Raw genomic sequence first — 17,515 nt, 5'->3', positions numbered from 1 at the left:
TGACTGAGTTGAATCGATGAGCGCCGTGCGACACGCCTGGCTGGGCAACTATGAAATCAGCAGTACCGCCTGCACCGGCCTGACCTTTGCCCGCCACAGCCATGATGAATGCGTGATCGGCGTGAACCTGCTGGGCGAAGAAAAAGTCTGGCTCGACCGTCGGGAGTTCGACGCAGGGCCCGGCTCCATCACCCTGTACAACCCCGGCCAGATTCAGGGCGGCGGCGCAGCAGAGGGCGCGCCCTGGCACTTTGTGAGCCTGTATGCCACCGCAGATCAACTGGCGGCGGACCTTGGGCTGGCGCACCTGGAGTTTGATCGGTCGTTGTGCTTCCAGCCCGACCTCGCGCAGCGACTGGCGGCGGCGATCAAGGGGGCACTGAGTACCGACACACTGGTTCGCGAACTGAATGAAGAGGCGTTGGTGCTCCTGTTGGGCCAAGTGGTGAACACCAGCGGTGTGCGCCTGCCAGGCAGCGCCAACACCGGCAAGCCGCTGATCAACCGCGCCCAGGAGCTGCTCGCCGCACAATTGCATCAGCCGCTGACCCTCGATCATCTTGGCGTCGAACTGGGGCTGTCCAAATTCCATCTGCTGCGCGCCTTCCAGAAAGAAACCGGGCTGACGCCCCGTGAGTGGGCCATGCAGTTGCGCACCCGTCGCGCCAAAGGTCTCCTGCGCAATGGGGTGCCCGCCAGCGCGGCCGCACATACCCTGGGCTTTGCCGACCAAAGTCACCTTAACCGGCATTTTCGCGCGGCTTACGGCATTACGCCGGGCGTTTATCAACGCGCGGTGACGCGCTGAACAGCGCAATCTGATCCAAGACAGCGCTTCGGCGCGTCCTCACACTGCCCGCCATCGCTTGAAGGAATGTGGGCATGCTGACGATCTTTTTCTACGCACTGGTATTTGGTTTTGTGTTCTGCCTCTCGCCCGGCGCGGTGCTGGCAGAGACCCTGCGCCGTGGCTTGCTGCATGGCTTCACACCGGCCTTGCTGGTGCAGTTTGGCTCACTGGTGGGCGATGCGGTGTGGGCGGTGATCGGCCTGACCGGCATCGCCCTGCTGATCCAGCATGATGCCGTGCGCGTGCCGCTGACAGTGGTGTGTGCGCTGTACCTGGCGTGGCTCGGCATCCGCAGCCTGATCGACGCCTGGAAGCTGCCTGAGTCAGACGCTGCACCCGCCAGCACCCGGCAAAATGCGCTGGCAGTTGGCGCAGCGATCTCACTGGCCAACCCGAAAAACATCGTCTACTGGGGCGCGTTGGGCAGCGCGTTGTCAGGCATCGTCGGCACCACGCCCAGCCACGGGCAGACGCTGATGTTCTTTGCCGGGTTCATGTTGGCGTCGGTGCTGTCGTGCTTTCTGATCGCGGCGCTGGTCAATGTGTTGCGCCAGAACGCATCACCGTTGTGGCAACGTATCAGTTATGGCACCTGTGGCGTGGTATTGATCTATCTGGCCGTTCTCGCCGCACAGGGTATATAAGTTATATATCCACTAACTTTCGAATGCCGATTGTCTGAATGAACTCTGAACACCGGACAATTTAATTAATCATGCGTTGACATTTTGTAAGCGTCTGAGTAGATTGCCCGTGCCCGCAACTGGGGCCTTTTTTAAACCTCACAAAAGAAGCCAATGGACACAGTATCTAGTCGCTGTCCGAGCACCGCCTCTGCGGGCATCGGGCGCCAAACCCAGAATATGACAGGACTCGCCACACCGGTCCGGTAAGCTGCGCTAGAGCTCGATGCTCCACCGTAACTGCCTCGCCGGTCGCCCGTCCGGTCCCGAGGTGTGTTATGACCTTCAAAGCCCTTGTTTTGCCTGATGTACGCGCACTAGCGGCCGCCCTGCGCGCCAAGCTGTGCCGTGAGCCCGTAGGCTTTTCCCCTACCCGCTCCGCTTTTGCAGCACCTTCCCCTCAAGTGCGCCCGGCTTACCCGCTGGCGCACTGGCGTATCTGCCCGGACAGCGGCCAACGGGTGCAGCACTGGGATCACCCCGACCCTCAAGACCCGCAGAGACCCAAGGTTTCCAGCCTGGCACAAGCCAGCTTGATGCTCGGTCTTTATGTGAGCGCTCGCGCCACCTGACCCGGCTGGAAACAGCAACTTCCTGATCAATTTCCTGGAGTTCTTTATGAACACGTCCAGTAGTAGCCCGCTGCGCGCTAGTTAACTAACGCACTGTTAGCGGGCCCTGTAGAAGTTAGATGAACACCTTATTTAAACCGATCGCGAAGTTAGCGACTCGGCATGCTTTCGCTCGCCTGTCCTCAGGTAAGTACCGGGTATGTTTTGTCGAAAATTGGCGACAGGAGTACAGACAATGAGCGCCGTAAAAAACACGCCTCTGCACAAAAAGAATGGCACTGACGCCGACACCAAACTGTCGATGCGTGCCGCCCGCGAAGCCCACAACGGCCTGTCGGCCACCCTGGCGAACGTGCGTGCCACCCAGGACGGCTTGACCGAACTGGACGCTTGCGGCCGCCTGCAACGCGAAGGCTATAACGAAGTCGCCCACGACAAGCCACCTCACGCCATCGTCCAGTTCCTGCAGGCACTGAACAACCCGTTCATTTATGTGCTGTTGACCCTGGGGGGCATCAGTTTCTTCACCGATTGCTGGCTGCCGATGCAGGAAGGCGAAGAGGCTGACCCGACCAAAGTCATCATCATCATGACCATGGTGCTGCTCAGCAGCCTGCTGCGGTTCTGGCAGGAACACCGCTCGGCCAAATCCGCCGAAGCCTTGAAAGCCATGGTACGCACCACGGCCACCGTGTTGCGTCGTGAACAAGTGGGCTCGCCACCCACCCTGCGCGAAGTACCGATGCGCGAGTTGGTGGCTGGCGATATCGTGCAGCTGTCGGCCGGCGACATGATTCCGGCGGACATCCGTCTGATCGAATCCCGCGATCTGTTCATCAGCCAGGCCGTGCTGACCGGTGAAGCCTTGCCGGTGGAAAAGTACGACACCCTGGGTAACGTCACGCAAAAATCAGCCGGACCGGTGACCGCTGACCAAGGCAACCTGCTGGACCTGCCGAACATCTGCTTCATGGGCACCAACGTGGTCAGCGGCCGTGCAAAAGCCGTGGTGGTCGCCACCGGACCACGCACCTACTTTGGCTCCCTGGCCAAGGCGATTGTCGGTTCCCGGGTGCAAACTGCGTTCGACCGTGGGGTGAACAGCGTCAGCTGGTTGCTGATCCGCTTCATGCTGGTGATGGTGCCGATCGTGTTCCTGCTCAATGGCTTCTCCAAGGGCGACTGGGGCGACGCCTTCCTGTTTGCCCTGGCGGTGGCCGTCGGCCTCACCCCGGAAATGCTGCCGATGATCGTCAGTGCCAACCTGGCCAAGGGCGCCACCGCCATGGCCAAGCGCAAGGTGGTGGTCAAACGCCTCAACGCGATCCAAAACTTCGGTTCGATGGACGTACTGTGCACCGACAAGACCGGTACCCTGACCCAGGACAAGATCATCCTCGAACATCACGTCAACGCCTTTGGCCAGCGTGATGATGCCGTACTGTCCCTGGCCTGGCTCAACAGCCATCATCAAAGTGGCATGAAGAACCTGATGGATCAGGCGGTGGTGGAATTTTCGGAGCAGAACCCGAAGTTCAAGGTGCCGTTCGCCTACAGCAAGATCGACGAGTTGCCGTTCGACTTCGTCCGCCGTCGCCTGTCGATCGTGGTCAAGGATGCCGCCGACGACCAACTGCTGGTGTGCAAAGGCGCCGTGGAAGAGATGCTGAGCATTTCCAGCCATGTCATGGAAGCGGGCGCCGCCGTGCCGCTGGACGAGCGTCGCCGTGAAGAACTGCTGGCGATTGCCAACGACTACAACGAAGACGGGTTCCGTGTGCTGGTGGTCGCCACCCGCCACATCCCTAAATCGATGGCGCGCCAGCAGTACACCACCGCCGATGAGCGCAACCTGGTGATCCAGGGTTTCCTCACCTTCCTCGATCCACCGAAAGAAACCGCCGGCCCTGCGATTGCTGCACTGCAACAGATCGGCGTGGCGATCAAGGTGCTGACCGGCGACAACGCCGTGGTCACCAGCAAGATCTGCCGTCAGGTCGGTCTCGAGCCAGGCCAGCCGCTGCTCGGTGCCGAAATCGAAGCCATGGACGACGCGACGCTGCTGCGCCGCGTAGAAGAACGCACCGTGTTCGCCAAGCTGACGCCGCTGCAGAAGTCCCGCGTGCTCAAGGCGCTGCAAGCCAACGGCCACACTGTGGGTTTCCTGGGTGATGGGATCAACGATGCACCGGCTTTGCGCGATGCCGACGTGGGTATCTCGGTCGACACAGCGACCGATATCGCCAAGGAATCGGCCGACATCATCCTGCTGGAAAAGAGCCTGATGGTGCTGGAAGAAGGCGTGCTCAAGGGCCGCGAAACCTTCGGCAATATCATGAAGTACCTGAACATGACCGCCAGCTCCAACTTCGGCAACGTGTTTTCGGTGCTGGTGGCCAGTGCGTTCATTCCGTTCCTGCCGATGCTGTCGATCCACTTGCTGCTGCAAAACTTAATGTACGACATCTCCCAGCTGGCCTTGCCGTGGGACAAGATGGACAAGGAGTACCTGGCCAAGCCGCGCAAGTGGGATGCGAAGAACATCGGTCGGTTCATGATCTGGATCGGGCCGACCTCGTCGATCTTCGACATCACCACCTTTGCGCTGATGTGGTTCGTGTTCGCGGCCAACAGTGTGGAAGTGCAGACCCTGTTCCAATCCGGCTGGTTCATCGAGGGATTGCTCTCGCAAACCCTGGTCGTGCACATGCTGCGGACCCGCAAGATCCCGTTCTTCCAGAGCACCGCCGCCTGGCCGGTGTTGATGATGACCTGCGTGGTGATCGTGCTGGGGATCTACGTGCCGTTCTCGCCACTGGGCACCCTGGTGGGCCTGCAACCGCTGCCAATGGCGTATTTCCCATGGCTGGTAGGCACCCTGATCAGCTACTGCTGCGTGGCCCAACTGATGAAGACGATCTACATCCGCCGCTTCAAGCAGTGGTACTGATCTCCCCCGCCGTTTAAACGGTGGCGGTCGCCCGGCCGCCACCGTGCAACACAAGGAATCACCTTATGCGCGTCTTGATCTGTGCAGGTCGTCATTACGCCGACACCAAAATGTCCCGCCAAGTGCTGGACGCTTACCACCGCCTGCGCCCGGTGCAGGTACTGATCCACGGGGGCAATCAATTCCTCGGCAGTGACGTTGAGGACTGGGCCCGAGAATTGGGTATCGACGTGGTGCGCTACCCGCCCAACTGGCAACGCCACGGCAAGCAGGCGGAACGCCAGCGCAACCATTTCATGCTGGCCGACAGCCGCCCAGACGTGGTCATCGCCCTACCCGGCGGGGACGACACCTGCGAGTTGGTCTGCCAGGCCAAAGCCAGCGGCATTTCGGTGCTGAGCGTAGAAAGCTGAATTCATGCGAGGTGCATCATGCACAAAAAACACACCCCAGCCCGCCAGGACGGGTTTGCCAAATACCGAGCGCGTCGCTACCACGGTGCACGCCCCACCCTGTTGTTACTACCACCGGCCAAACGTCGCGCGTTGCGGCGCAACCTGATCTTTATCGGGCTGACCCTGGGCATCCTGTTGACGATTGCCTTGTTGTCAAAGGCCCACGCGGCCGGCGGTTCTTATGTGGTCGACGACGGCGCGATCAATGCGCCAGGCGAATGCAACGTTGATGCCTGGCACACCGCCAACCGACACGATGGCAGCACTCACACTGAAATGCTGTCGCCTGCCTGCACCTTTGCCGCGCTGCCTTCGGTGCAATGGGGCGCAGCCCTCTCCCGCGCTACCAGCGCAGGCAAGGGTGAAACCCAGGTGAACCCACAGCTCAAGGCACACGTCTGGTCGCGGGAAGACCTGGGACTGGAAATGGCCGTGTCGGCCGGCGCGCACTTTGCACAAGGCCGTCGGCACGGCTTTGAAGGCACCGACTTCAACATCCCGTTGACGTGGCAGCCGTTGGCACCCGTGCGCCTGAATTTGAATGCCGGTTGGTCCCACACCTACAACGACGGAGACCAAAAACACCGACTGACCTGGGGCACCGGCCTTGAGTACCAGGTGGCGCATTCATTGACGCTGGTCGCCGAGCGCTACGGCCAGGATGGCGGCGACCAGGCGTGGCAGGCTGGGCCCAGGTTTCATGTCGGCGAGCGGGTCGACGTGGACCTGGTGGTTGGACGCAGCCTGGTCGGTGACCACACGCAATGGCTTACCACCGGCGCCACGCTGCGGTTCTAGGCCTTGGCTTGTTGCTCCAGGTGCAGTTGCAATTGCGGGTCGATTTGCAACTGCCCGGCCAGCTCATCCAGGTAATTGCGTTCGGCGTCCTGCTGATCGTCCACCATCATCACACTGGCCAGGTACACCTCGGCCGCCACAGCTGGGTCGCCGGCGAGCTCAGAGAAATCCGCAGCATCCAGCGGTTTGGCGACTTCAGCGTCGAGCCACTGCTGCAGTTGCGGGTCCTCGGTATGCCGGCCCAGCTCATTGGAAATCAGTTGCCGCTCATTTTCATCGATACGGCCGTCGGCTTTGGCAGCGGCGATCAAGGCACGCAATACCGCATGGCTGTGGTCCTCGGCTGCGGGGCCGTCGAGCTGGTCGACTGTCTGCAAGGCTTGCTGCGGCGCATTGGCTTGCTGGCGCTGCCAGGCTTGATAGGCCTGAAACGCGGCCATTCCCAGAGAGGCCAACGCCGCGTAGTTCATCCCACCGGAACGCCCTTGAGCGGGACGAGTAGCGTTTGTGCCGCCCAACATCCCACCCAGGCCTCCCAACAGATCACCCAGACCGCCACCGGCCGATGCATTGCCAGTGCGGGTGCCTTTCAATAACCCACCGAGCAGCCCACCCAGTCCGCCGGATGATGCACTGCCGCCTTGCCCAGCGCGCAAAAGTTGTTCAAGTAAATCACTGGTGTTCATGGTGTCACCCTCCCAGGGCGCAGTGTTGGCGTCTAACAACCATAGCCCGACACTGCCGGAACACCATGACCGCCGGGCGGGCACGGCCTATCATGGCGTTACCGCGCCTTTGAGAGAAAACCCAAGTGAACCGGACTGAGCACATCGCGCTGATGGCGAATTACAACCAGTGGATGAACCGCAAGCTCTATGACGCGGCCCAGACACTGACGGACGCGGAACTGGCGATGGATCGACAGGCGTTTTTCGGCTCGATCCTCGGCACGCTGAACCATCTGGTCCTGGGCGACACCGTCTGGCTCAAGCGTTTTGCGCAGCATCCAGCAGGCTTCACAGCGCTGGCTCCGCTGCACGTTATTGCTACGCCTGCCGATCTCAAACAATTGGCTTTTGCTGATATACGTGAGCTGGCAGCCCATCGCACCTGGCTGGATCAGTTGATTGTCGATTGGAGCCACAGCGTGCAGGAGCCCGACCTGGACCATCGCCTGCATTACCGCAATATGCGCGGCGTGAGCGCCGACAAGGATTTCTTCAGCCTGCTGGTGCACTTTTTCAATCACCAGACCCACCACCGGGGCCAGGCCACGACGTTGCTGACCCAGGCCGGGCTGGATGTGGGCACTACGGACTTGCTGGCGCTGATCGACTGAACTCGGCATAGGCCTGCATCAAGCGCGCAAACTCGTGCGGCTCGGGCAACTGTGCATAGCTTTCCACGGCCGGGGTGGATGCCCAAGGCAGCTTCTCGCGGGTCCAAGTCTCCATGAAAGGCACGTAACCGCTGGCGTTATCCAGCAACGCGGCGCGTACATTGACGAATTCATCGATGCCATGGGGCCGTGTGAACAGCCAGCTCATGCAATGGGGGCAGAAATAATGGCGATCCACGCCCTGCAGGCCGCCGATCACAGGGCAGCCCTGGGTGACCGTGAAACCGCTGGCGGGAATCAACGCGCTCAGTGAGAACGCACTGGAAGACATCTTCTGGCAGCCCGTGCAATGACAGGCCATGGTGATCACCGGGGCGGCACTCACGGTGAAACGCACACGCTCACAACGGCAGCTGCCCTCATATGGCAGGGTGTCGACGCTCATCATTGCTTCCTTATTATTGATGGGTAGCGTCTCAGGTTAGCCTCAGGTGCCAGACTTGAACAGGCCTGTCGCCCAAACCGAACGCTGCCTGGTTGTTGGGGTCCTAACCCTAGGTGTCGAGGTTTTTACCGCCCCGCCCTCCCCGCGCGCATTGAGGGTCTAGCGATGTGCGTACCCCCGAGAAGGAGACGCTTACATGGTCATTCACTTCAAGGTTGCAGGTCACTTGGCCTGTGGTCACCACGGCACCAACCTCCCTTCCAGCACCGAGCTGAACCGAGTCAAATGTCGTACCTGCCGCAACACTGACGCCTACAAGGATGCCCGCCGCACCCAGCGCAATGCGGCCCGACGCGTTAATCGCAAAGCCAAGACCCACACCAATATCGACTGGCGCAGTGCCTGGACGCAGCGCCTTACCGACTTGCCAGGCTTGCAGCGTTTGCCGCGCGGGTTCAGTGGTCAGCCGTTCGTGTAATCATGGCGCCACGGGGCCACCTGCCATTTGCCCGCAAGGTTTGCAATCGCCTGTTGCAGCGCTACAGCGCCCCGCGAACAGGGCGTACATCCGGCAAAAAACCGGGCCACAAAAAAACCTGCACAAGGCAGGTTCTATGCGGGCTGCAGCGACGTCCTGAGAGGTCGTGAAACCAAATGATGGTGCCCGAACCCGGAATCGAACCGGGACGCCCTTACGAGCGGGGGATTTTAAGTCCCATGCGTCTACCAGTTTCGCCATTCGGGCGGCAGCGCGTGTTGCAGGGTTGGGAATATATAGATCCAGTCGCTTTGACGCAAGGTCGAACGACAGCTTTCTCGCGCTGCGAGGCTGGCGAAAAAGCTCGGTAGATCAGTGATCTAGGTAGCATCCAGAGGAATAAACCCGGCTCATGGGCGTCACTTGGGCCCTTGCTCGGCGATCCTGATGCCCTCCCCACGGGCATAAACAACAATCCCGACGCACACGTCGGAATTGTTGTGCTGGGAGGCACATCAGTGGTCGGGATGCTCGCTCGCTACCGAATCGGCAGCGTCCACGTCAGACATATCCTCTTCAAGCGGTGCCTCGTCGTCCGGCGGCAGCGGGATATTGTCGTCATCACGCTTTGGATCGTGCCCTGTTTCATTATCTGTGCCGCGGGTTACTGCTTGCTGTGAAATATTCCCTGGGGCGTTTTCATTGATTTCCATACGGGCTCTCCTTTCTTACGCTCGGGGTATCCGTGCTTATTATTCAGAGACAGTACATTCTTCAGAGTGCCGGGCATTAGACGAATGGTGAACGCTGCGCCTGTGGCCTCGTCACCACCACCGGGTGCCGTTGCGGGTGATCAATCCGGTGTATAACCGGTGGTATGCGCGTTACAAAATCGGCCAGACTGCGATCCCAGCTCTATGCTTGACACCCGAACCCAATGCTTGAACCCACCTATCGGAGACGCACCATGAATCCCCACGCCACCGCCCTTGTCCTGATCGAATTCCAGAACGATTTCACCACTCCCGGTGGCGTCTTCCATGACGCCGTCAAAGACGTCATGCACGCGACCGACATGCTGGCCAATACCGCAACCACGGTGCAACAGGCGCGCCAACTGGGCGTGAAGATCATTCACCTGCCGATTCAGTTCGCGGAGGGCTATCCGGAGCTGACGACACGCGACTACGGGATTTTAAAGGGCGTTGCCGATGGCAGCGCGTTCCGCACCGGCAGTTGGGGCGCAGACATCACCGATGCGATCAGCCGTGAACCTGGCGATATTCTTGTGGAAGGCAAGCGCGGCCTGGATGGTTTTGCTACCACTGGACTGGACCTGGTGCTGCGCAACAATGGCATCCACAACCTGGTGGTGGCAGGATTCCTGACCAACTGCTGCGTCGAAGGCACGGTTCGATCAGGTTATGAAAAGGGTTATAACGTGGTGACTCTGGCCGACTGTACAGCGACGTTCACCGACGAACAGCAAAAAGCGGCGGAAAACTTCACACTGCCGATGTTTTCGAAGGTGTTACGGCATACCGAGTTTCTTGGGGCGTTGAACGCCAAGTAAGCAAAAAGGGCAACTGATCTTTCAGTTGCCCTTTTTGCTTCAACCGTTCACCGTCAGGCCTGGATAAGCCCGCACCGGCACCTTGTGCCTCAGCGGCTGTTGGCGAGCCAATTGTGCCTGGACCTGTGCAACAGCCTCCAACACCCGTTGCGCCCATTGCTCGTCTTGCGGGTCAACCACCACCACACGAAACCCGTGGTCGAAACCTTCAAGCTGAACGCCTTCAGAATCATCGACGTGCAAGTCGATGTCGAAGGCCGGCGGAAATTTCGACGGGGTGCTCGTCAACCCGCGCTCCGTGAGTGCCTGGTTATGGCGCACGCTGTTAACCACGCCGTCGACGTGGATGCCGTACAGCAACAACCAGCGGCGGATGTAGGACGGGGTGCGGCCGGATGAGGTGTAGACCCAGACACTGCAGCCCTGGCGACGTAGCTCGCGGGTCAGGGAACGGGTGCCGCTGCGCAGGGGTTCGCCCAACCAACGGTGCACACACGCCGGCAAGCGGCTGTGTTCGGTCGCACTGTGGTGGAGCTGGCAGGCCAGTGTGTCGTCGATGTCGAACGAAATACGGATTCGCTGACGCTTGAACACACGCTTGATCGTGTCGAGCACTGGGTACCTTCCCATCAACGGCCCCCCTGATGGGCGGGCGCAGGTGTGTCGCTCAGGAAAAATTCTGTTGGATCCGGAGCATTATCTTCCAGGAACGCTGCGTATTTTTTCTTGATCTTGGGCAATTCGTACAAAGCCATCACGCCATGCTTGGCGGAGTTGCGTATCACCGAGGACGGGTTGAAATAGCCCTCGGCGTTGTCCAGCGTCAGCACGAAAGGCGGCAACCCCTCGCGCATCAGCAGGTAGCTGACGATCAGCGACCCGCTGCGGTGATTGCCTTCAATGAACAACTGCGGCTTGCTCAGGACCCGTACGTAGACACCTGCGGCTCGCTTCCATACGGATTCGTTATGGTGCTTGCAATACCAGTTGTACAGATCCTTGATGCCACCTTCGACATTGTTGAAAAAGTGCACTTCGGTCGCCGCCAGGTGCTGCGCGTATTCCTGCCGGCGTACCGGGTCGCTGCCACACAGTACCGTGGCATTGATCTCCAGCATCAGGTTCAGTTGCTGGAGGTCAAACAGGTCGACACCGCGCGCAACATAGTCGTCAATCAGGGCATAACCTTCAAGCACATTCTGCAGCACTTCGTTTGTGAATGGGTCGCGTGGCTCGGTGAAGTCCTGGCTGAGCTGGGCAAAACGCGACTGGACCTCACGCAGTGCGCGTTCAATCGCGGCCAGGTCAAGACGATGTGTTGCAGGCATTGGCAATCCTGAAAAACGCTGCATGGGTCAGCTGAACTTGCCGCTGATGTAGTCCCCGGTCATTTGCTCACGCGGGTTCTCGAAGATCTGCGCGGTCGGGCCCATTTCCACCAGGTAACCGGTACGGGTGCCCTGGGAAATGTCCACCGAGAAAAACGCGGTGGTATCCGCCACACGGATCGCTTGCTGCATGTTGTGGGTGACCAGCGCGATGGTGTAATCCTTTTTCAACTCGACCATCAGCTCTTCGACACGGCGCGTAGCAATCGGGTCCAGTGCCGAACACGGTTCATCCAGTAACAGCACTTCCGGTTCGGTTGCGATGGCACGGGCGATGCACAGGCGTTGTTGCTGGCCGCCGGAGAGCGACAGGCCGCTGACCTTGAGCTTGTCCTTGACCTCATCCCACAGCGCCGCGCCTTGCAACGCGTGTTTGACGCGGTCGCCCAGGTCGCCTTTGTAGCGGTTCAGGCGCAAGCCGAAGGCCACGTTGTCGAAGATGCTCATCGAGAACGGGTTGGGCTGTTGGAACACCATGCCGATATAACGGCGCACGACCACAGGGTCCACGCCCTTGCCGTAAACGTCTTGGCCAAGGAAATGCACATGGCCTTCGAAACGGAAGCCCTTTACCAGGTCATTCATGCGGTTGAGGCTACGCAGCACGGTGGACTTGCCGCAGCCGGACGGGCCGATGAAGCCGGTAATCTTGTTCTTCTCGATCGGCACATGGCTATCACGCACCGCCATGAAGTTGCCGTAGAAAATCTTGTCCAGCTTGCAGTCCATGACCACAGGCGCCTGGGTGACAAACGGAGCGGCTTTTTGCGCAGTTGATACGTTCAAAATTCAGGTGCTCCCGTTCTTAGTACTTGGGCTTGCCGAAGATACGGCTCACGATATTCACGACCAGCACGATCATTACCAGCACCAACGAGGCCGCCCATGCGAGCTCGAGCTGGTTATCGAAAGGCATGCCGGAGAAGTTGTAAATCAACACGGCAAGGGATGCCGTCGGATTCATGACTGCCAGGCTGCCGTCGTGGTAGATCCAGTAGTTGCTGAACAGCGCGGTGAACAACAGCGGTGCGGTTTCGCCGGCAGCACGTGCAACGGCGAGCATCACACCGGTCAGGATCGCCGGCATGCCGGTGGGCAAGACGATTTTCCAGATCACCTGCGAACGGGTGCAACCCATACCGTAGGCGGCATCCTTCATGATTTTGGGCACCATCTTCATCGACTCTTCAGCCGTCAGCACCACGATAGGCAGCATCAGCACGGCCAGCGCCACGCCACCGGCCGGTGCCGAATAAGTCCCAGTGGTCATCACCACCAAGGCGTAGGCGAAAACACCCGCCAGAATCGACGGCAAGCCAGTGAGCATCTTCGCGGCGAAGCGCGAGGCGTTCGCCAGTTTGCTGTCCGGCCCCAGCTCCGCGAGGAAAATCGCGGCCAGGATGCCGACCGGCACGGCAATGGCGGCAGCGATACCGACCATCACGAACGTACCAGCCATGGCATTGCCGAAGCCGCCGCCGGTCTCGAAGCCGGTGGGCGGCAGCTCGGTGAACACTTCCAGGCTCAGGCGCGCGCCGCCACGGGTGATCAGCATGTAGAGCACGGAAATCAGCGGGACGGCGGCCAGCAGCGCGCCGAACCACACCAGCGTGGTCAGCACCAGGCTGCGCAAGGCACGGCCTTCGAACCGCCGCTGCAGGCTCGGCATGGCGACGATGGGCGTAGAGAGATCAGTCATTATTTGGTACCCCGCTGGGCGTAGACCATGATCATCGAACCGATGATGTTTACCAGCAGCGTGATAAACATCAGGACCAGTGCGGCATACATCAACACTTCAATCTCATTCGGGCCGGCTTCGGGGAAGTTCAGTGCCAACAAGGCCGCCAGCGTGTTGGCCGGTGCAAACAGGGAAAGGGAAATGTTGTTCGCGTTACCTACCAACATGGCCAGGGCCATGGTTTCACCCAAGGCGCGACCGAGGCCGAGCACCAGGGAACCGAAGATGCCGGTGGCGGCGGATGGCACCATCACCTTGAGAATCGCTTCCCAGTGCGTGGTCCCCATGCCGTAGGCAGCTTGCTTGGTTTTCATCGGCACACCGGTGAGGGCGTCCTGGGAAACGGCGGCGATGGTGGGCAGAATCATGATCGCCAGTACCAGCGCCGCCGGCAGCAGGCCCGGCCCGCTGAGGGACGTGCCGAAAAACGGGATCCATCCCAGTTCGGTGTTCAGCCACGCGGTAAGCGGGCGGATGGCCGGGATGACCACATAAATGCCCCAGAGGCCATAGACCACGCTGGGGATGGCGGCGAGCAATTCAACGATGGTGCGAAACACCGCCGCGAGTTTTGCCGGCAGGAAATCCTGGGTGAGAAAAATCGCCATGCTGACGCCGAAAAAACCTGCGATCAGCAACGCGATAAAGGCGCTGTAAAGCGTGCCCCAAATAGCTGGCAGAATGCCGTATTTACCTTGGTTAACGTCCCAGACACTGCCGAACAGCACATCAAAACCGTGCTTTTCCATGCCGGGAAGTGCCTTGCGCCCTACTTCGAAGACCAGCGCAAAAACCAGCGCCAGCACCAGCACTACGCCTATGCGTGCAAGTGCACGGAAGGTGCGGTCAACCAGGAAATCCTTCGTAGAGGGTGGCTGGCACGCAGAATCCGGGTTAACCGGTACGACAAAAGGTGTGTTCATTGGCTAATTCCGGAACAAGGGGGGAACGCTCCCGGCATGGCTGAAAGCCCATGCCGGGAACCGCCTGGCGGCCTTACTGGATGTTGGCGGAAGCTTTACGAACTTGATCGACAACCGATGGCGGCAGTGGGATGTAGCCCATCGAGTCGGCGATTTTCTGGCCTTCGGTCAGGCTGTACTCAACCATTTCACGCATGGCCTTGGCTTTGGCCGGGTTGCCGTTGTCCTTGCGGAAGATCATCCAGGTGTAGGAAGTGATCGGGTAGGACTTGGCGCCATCCGGATCCGGCAGCCAGGCCACCAGGCTTTCCGGCATTTTCACCGCAGCCAGGGCTTCTGCGCCGCTTTCGGCGTTCGGTACGACGTACTTGCCGGCCTTGTTCTGCAACTGGGCAAAGTCAACCTTGGCCAGTTTGGCGAAGCCGTATTCGATGTAACCAATCGCGCCTGGGGTCTGACGCACAGTGGCGGTCACACCGTCGTTCTTCGGCGATTTGATGAATTTGTCGCTGGCTGGCCAATTGACGGTGTTGCCTTCGCCCAGGTCTTTCTGGAACTCAGGGTTGATCGCGGCCAAGTGCTTGGTGAACACAGCGGTGGTGCCGCTGGAGTCGGCGCGCACGACCACGGTGATCGGCATGTCAGGCAGTTTCACGCCTGGGTTGGCGGCGACGATTTTAGGATCGTTCCACTGGGTGATCTTGCCCAGGAAGATGTTGGAGTACACATCGCGAGGCAATTTGAGCTCTTTAGGATTGCCCGGCAGGTTGAAGGCCAACACGATTTCACCGGCCGTCATCGGCAGCAGTTGCGCGCCTTCGGCCACCTTGGCGATGTCTTCGTCTTTCATGGCCGAGTCGCTGGCGGCGAAGTCGACGGTTTTGTTCAGGAAGTCTTGTACACCCGCACCGCTACCCTTGGATTGGTAGTCAACGGTGACGCCCTCGGTTTTCTTGCTGAAATCCTTGAACCAGGTGAGGTAGATCGGTGCCGGGAAACTCGCACCGGAACCGGTCAGGCGGATGCTCTCGGCAGCAAACACCGAGGTGGCACTGAGAGAAACCGCAACGGCGAGTGCAGCAGACTTCATCAGACGTTTCATTAAGGAAAATCCTTGTGATTTCGGGCCCGGCAACTCTGCAACAATCTTGTTACGGTTTTATGAACGTGGAGTGGCAAAACGCCTGTTTGTCCCCCTCTCCCCCCGCAATGACGGGATTTGATGTCATTGGTTAGTAACAAAATGCGACTAAGACTTTGCCATCCCCCCCACGCGAGTTCCGCCCCATGTCCTCCATAGAAGACGCCTTGATGCAGCGCATCCACCGTGAGCTGCTGGATCACAGTGACGAAGAGCTGGAACTGGAATTGTCCGAAGATGGGCACGACCTCAACGCGCTGTTTGACGAGCACGAGGGTGAAAGCAGTGAAAAAGCCGCGCGCAGGATTTATTTCAGCGAACTGTTCCGCCTGCAGGGCGAACTGGTGAAATTGCAAAGCTGGGTGGTCAAGACCGGCCACAAGGTGGTGATCCTGTTCGAAGGACGCGATGCCGCCGGCAAAGGAGGTGTCATCAAGCGCATCACTCAGCGCCTGAACCCCAGGGTCTGCCGGGTCGCCGCCCTGCCCGCGCCGAATGACCGCGAACAGACCCAATGGTACTTCCAGCGCTACGTTTCACACCTGCCGGCCGCAGGCGAAATCGTGCTGTTCGATCGCAGCTGGTACAACCGTGCCGGCGTCGAGCAAGTCATGGGGTTTTGCAACGCGGACCAGTATGAAGAGTTCTTCCGCACCGTGCCGGAGTTCGAGCGCATGCTTGCCCGCTCCGGTATTCAGTTGATCAAGTACTGGTTTTCGATTTCCGATCAGGAACAACACCTGCGCTTTCTCAGCCGCATTCACGACCCGCTCAAGCAATGGAAGCTCAGCCCCATGGACTTGGAGTCGCGTCGGCGCTGGGAGGCCTACACCAAGGCCAAGGAAATCATGCTCGAACGCACCCACATCGCCGAAGCGCCGTGGTGGGTGGTGCAGGCGGATGACAAGAAGAAGGCTCGCCTCAACTGCATCCACCACTTGCTCGGGCAGATGCCATATGAAGAGGTCGAGTTACCGGTGATCGAACTGCCGCAGCGCGTGCGGCAGGAGGATTACTCCCGCAGCCCGACACCACCCGAACTCATCGTGCCGCAACGTTACTAACTCAGCTGTTCACACAGGAACGGCACACTGGCGAGCCGTGAAGTCGGATGAAACGCCAGTACCCGTGTTGCCACCAACAGGTAAGCGACTTCCTCGGAGGACATGAACGCCATGCCTCCGAGGATTTCGAACGCCCGCGTACTGATACGGTTGATCGCCTCCTGCACGGCAAACCGCGTGGCTTGCGCGCGCGCCAGGTCAGCGCGCAGGAACCGGTTCTGGTCGATCGCGTCCGCCAGCCCACGTATCGCCATCGTGGCGCCCTGCAGATCGATCAGCAGCATTGCGCGATCATCCTGCGAACCTTTGTTGCACGCCAATGCCTTCGACGCCAGCGCAGACGCCATGCCCAGGTAGGACGCCGAGGCGAGCAGCTGGAACCAGATCGCAAACAAGTGCTCACCGGTGCCCTGCTGCACATCGTCCAGTTGGTGATCCACGGCTTTACTGAAATACATCATCGCCTCTGGCACCAAGAGCTTGTTGAAGATCACTTCATGGCTATCGGCTGCCTGCAAATGCGGCACCGACCAGAACTTGTTGCGCTGGATGTTCGGATCACCCGCCAACCCCAGGCCGATACCGATATGCGTCTGGCCTTGCGGGTCGACGTAGTTGACGCCAAAGGTGATCGCGTCAAAGTGATGGGTCATCGTGCACGGCTTCTTGCTGCCGCTCACCAGATAACCCGCGGCGGTCTTTTCAACGGACAGCATGGACTCAAGGATATTGGCGTGCGCCCGGCCCTCGGCAAAACCCGAGGCAACCAACAGGTTGTCGCGGGCGACCAGGCCTAGCACCCCCTGAATATCGGGAAAGAAACGACTGGCTGCCATCATGCCGGCCACCGTGTGATGGTGCATGGTCATCATCACCGCCAATGAAGGGCAATGGGCGCCGACCCAGGTATGCACCTGGGCCAAGTTGACGGCACTAAGCCCTCCACCGCCAAGTGCCTTGGCGATGGAAAGCCCTGGAGCGCCGACAGTTCGAAACAACGTGGCCAGTTGTTTGGACTCACCGCGTTCAAGTTCAATAAGCGAGGTCTTTTCTAGAACAGCCACCACGTCCGGAATACAGGCTAAAGCCGCATCTCTTTCTTCACTCAGGAACAT

20 protein-coding genes and 1 tRNA gene are annotated in these 17,515 nt (G+C 59.7%); 10 read left to right on the top strand and 11 right to left on the bottom strand.

What is annotated here, in order from left to right:
• Positions 1-16: 16 nt before the first annotated feature.
• The 6 genes from AC4PS7_RS07185 (at position 17) to AC4PS7_RS07160 (ending at position 6,308) form a co-directional block, all read left to right on the top strand.
• Positions 17-808, top strand: coding sequence for an AraC family transcriptional regulator (locus AC4PS7_RS07185; protein WP_010210322.1), 792 nt, complete (start codon positions 17-19; stop codon positions 806-808).
• 74 nt (positions 809-882) lie between these two features.
• Positions 883-1,494, top strand: coding sequence for a LysE family transporter (locus AC4PS7_RS07180; RefSeq protein ID WP_021493096.1), 612 nt, complete (start codon positions 883-885; stop codon positions 1,492-1,494).
• A gap of 317 nt (positions 1,495-1,811) precedes the next feature.
• Positions 1,812-2,105 carry a hypothetical protein gene (locus AC4PS7_RS07175; RefSeq protein WP_074900577.1) on the top strand — a complete coding sequence of 98 codons (294 nt, stop codon included), beginning with the start codon at positions 1,812-1,814 and terminating at the stop codon, positions 2,103-2,105.
• Positions 2,106-2,340: 235 nt separating this feature from the next.
• A complete protein-coding gene (mgtA, locus tag AC4PS7_RS07170; RefSeq protein WP_010210318.1) occupies positions 2,341-5,055 on the top strand; it encodes a magnesium-translocating P-type ATPase in 2,715 nt (904 codons plus the stop codon).
• 65 nt (positions 5,056-5,120) lie between these two features.
• Positions 5,121-5,468, top strand: a complete 348-nt coding sequence (locus AC4PS7_RS07165) for a DUF2493 domain-containing protein (RefSeq protein ID WP_010210317.1) — start codon at positions 5,121-5,123, stop codon at positions 5,466-5,468.
• Positions 5,469-5,486: 18 nt separating this feature from the next.
• Complete coding sequence (locus tag AC4PS7_RS07160) at positions 5,487-6,308, top strand: PA4824 family protein (protein WP_492179254.1); 822 nt, start codon at positions 5,487-5,489, stop codon at positions 6,306-6,308.
• On the opposite strand, the gene AC4PS7_RS07155 is transcribed toward AC4PS7_RS07160, so the two are convergent.
• A complete protein-coding gene (locus AC4PS7_RS07155; RefSeq protein WP_042572373.1) occupies positions 6,305-6,994 on the bottom strand; it encodes a tellurite resistance TerB family protein in 690 nt (229 codons plus the stop codon). The two genes, AC4PS7_RS07160 and AC4PS7_RS07155, sit on opposite strands and share 4 nt — an antisense overlap.
• A gap of 125 nt (positions 6,995-7,119) precedes the next feature.
• On the opposite strand from AC4PS7_RS07155, the gene AC4PS7_RS07150 reads away from it, so the two are divergent.
• Complete coding sequence (locus AC4PS7_RS07150; RefSeq protein WP_010210313.1) at positions 7,120-7,647, top strand: DinB family protein; 528 nt, start codon at positions 7,120-7,122, stop codon at positions 7,645-7,647.
• On the opposite strand, the gene AC4PS7_RS07145 is transcribed toward AC4PS7_RS07150, so the two are convergent.
• Positions 7,619-8,092: a GFA family protein gene (locus AC4PS7_RS07145; RefSeq protein ID WP_010210312.1), complete on the bottom strand. Its 474-nt coding sequence runs from the start codon at positions 8,090-8,092 to the stop codon at positions 7,619-7,621. The genes AC4PS7_RS07150 and AC4PS7_RS07145 overlap by 29 nt on opposite strands.
• A gap of 196 nt (positions 8,093-8,288) precedes the next feature.
• Between AC4PS7_RS07145 and AC4PS7_RS07140 the strand changes: the two genes are divergently transcribed.
• On the top strand, positions 8,289-8,570 hold the full coding sequence (locus AC4PS7_RS07140; protein ID WP_010210311.1) for a hypothetical protein: 282 nt from the start codon (positions 8,289-8,291) through the stop codon (positions 8,568-8,570).
• Positions 8,571-8,750: 180 nt separating this feature from the next.
• Here AC4PS7_RS07140 and AC4PS7_RS07135 read toward each other — a convergent pair.
• Both AC4PS7_RS07135 and AC4PS7_RS07130 read right to left on the bottom strand, forming a co-directional pair.
• Positions 8,751-8,837, bottom strand: a tRNA-Leu gene (locus tag AC4PS7_RS07135).
• A 248-nt stretch (positions 8,838-9,085) separates the two neighbouring features.
• The gene (locus AC4PS7_RS07130) at positions 9,086-9,283 is read right to left on the bottom strand and encodes a hypothetical protein (RefSeq protein WP_021493090.1); all 198 of its coding nucleotides are present in this window, start codon (positions 9,281-9,283) and stop codon (positions 9,086-9,088) included.
• Between the two features lie 254 nt (positions 9,284-9,537).
• Here AC4PS7_RS07130 and AC4PS7_RS07125 point away from each other — a divergent pair, with 254 nt between their 5' ends.
• Positions 9,538-10,143: a cysteine hydrolase family protein gene (locus AC4PS7_RS07125; RefSeq protein ID WP_010210309.1), complete on the top strand. Its 606-nt coding sequence runs from the start codon at positions 9,538-9,540 to the stop codon at positions 10,141-10,143.
• Positions 10,144-10,182: 39 nt separating this feature from the next.
• On the opposite strand, the gene AC4PS7_RS07120 is transcribed toward AC4PS7_RS07125, so the two are convergent.
• From AC4PS7_RS07120 to pstS, 6 genes are all read right to left on the bottom strand, one after another.
• Positions 10,183-10,773 carry a hypothetical protein gene (locus tag AC4PS7_RS07120; RefSeq protein ID WP_021493089.1) on the bottom strand — a complete coding sequence of 197 codons (591 nt, stop codon included), beginning with the start codon at positions 10,771-10,773 and terminating at the stop codon, positions 10,183-10,185.
• Entirely contained in the window at positions 10,773-11,471 is a 699-nt protein-coding gene (locus tag AC4PS7_RS07115; RefSeq protein WP_010210302.1) for a hypothetical protein, read from the bottom strand. The genes AC4PS7_RS07120 and AC4PS7_RS07115 overlap by 1 nt, the downstream gene beginning before the upstream one ends.
• Before the next feature lie 27 nt (positions 11,472-11,498).
• Positions 11,499-12,260 (bottom strand): phosphate ABC transporter ATP-binding protein PstB, encoded by a 762-nt coding sequence (pstB, locus tag AC4PS7_RS07110; protein ID WP_010210300.1) that lies wholly within the window; start codon positions 12,258-12,260, stop codon positions 11,499-11,501.
• Positions 12,261-12,336: 76 nt separating this feature from the next.
• Positions 12,337-13,230: a phosphate ABC transporter permease PstA gene (gene pstA, locus AC4PS7_RS07105; RefSeq protein ID WP_010210293.1), complete on the bottom strand. Its 894-nt coding sequence runs from the start codon at positions 13,228-13,230 to the stop codon at positions 12,337-12,339.
• Entirely contained in the window at positions 13,230-14,195 is a 966-nt protein-coding gene (gene pstC / locus AC4PS7_RS07100; RefSeq protein ID WP_010210292.1) for a phosphate ABC transporter permease subunit PstC, read from the bottom strand. Before pstC ends, pstA begins: the two co-directional genes overlap by 1 nt.
• A 73-nt stretch (positions 14,196-14,268) precedes the next feature.
• Positions 14,269-15,297 carry a phosphate ABC transporter substrate-binding protein PstS gene (gene pstS / locus AC4PS7_RS07095; RefSeq protein ID WP_010210291.1) on the bottom strand — a complete coding sequence of 343 codons (1,029 nt, stop codon included), beginning with the start codon at positions 15,295-15,297 and terminating at the stop codon, positions 14,269-14,271.
• Positions 15,298-15,482: 185 nt separating this feature from the next.
• Between pstS and ppk2 the strand changes: the two genes are divergently transcribed.
• Positions 15,483-16,400: a polyphosphate kinase 2 gene (gene ppk2 / locus AC4PS7_RS07090; RefSeq protein ID WP_010210290.1), complete on the top strand. Its 918-nt coding sequence runs from the start codon at positions 15,483-15,485 to the stop codon at positions 16,398-16,400.
• Here ppk2 and AC4PS7_RS07085 read toward each other — a convergent pair.
• Complete coding sequence (locus AC4PS7_RS07085) at positions 16,397-17,515, bottom strand: acyl-CoA dehydrogenase family protein (protein WP_492179253.1); 1,119 nt, start codon at positions 17,513-17,515, stop codon at positions 16,397-16,399. The genes ppk2 and AC4PS7_RS07085 overlap by 4 nt on opposite strands.

The organism is Pseudomonas sp. DW-iso3 (assembly GCF_058725305.1).
This window is presented reverse-complemented; position numbering and strand designations above follow the sequence as displayed.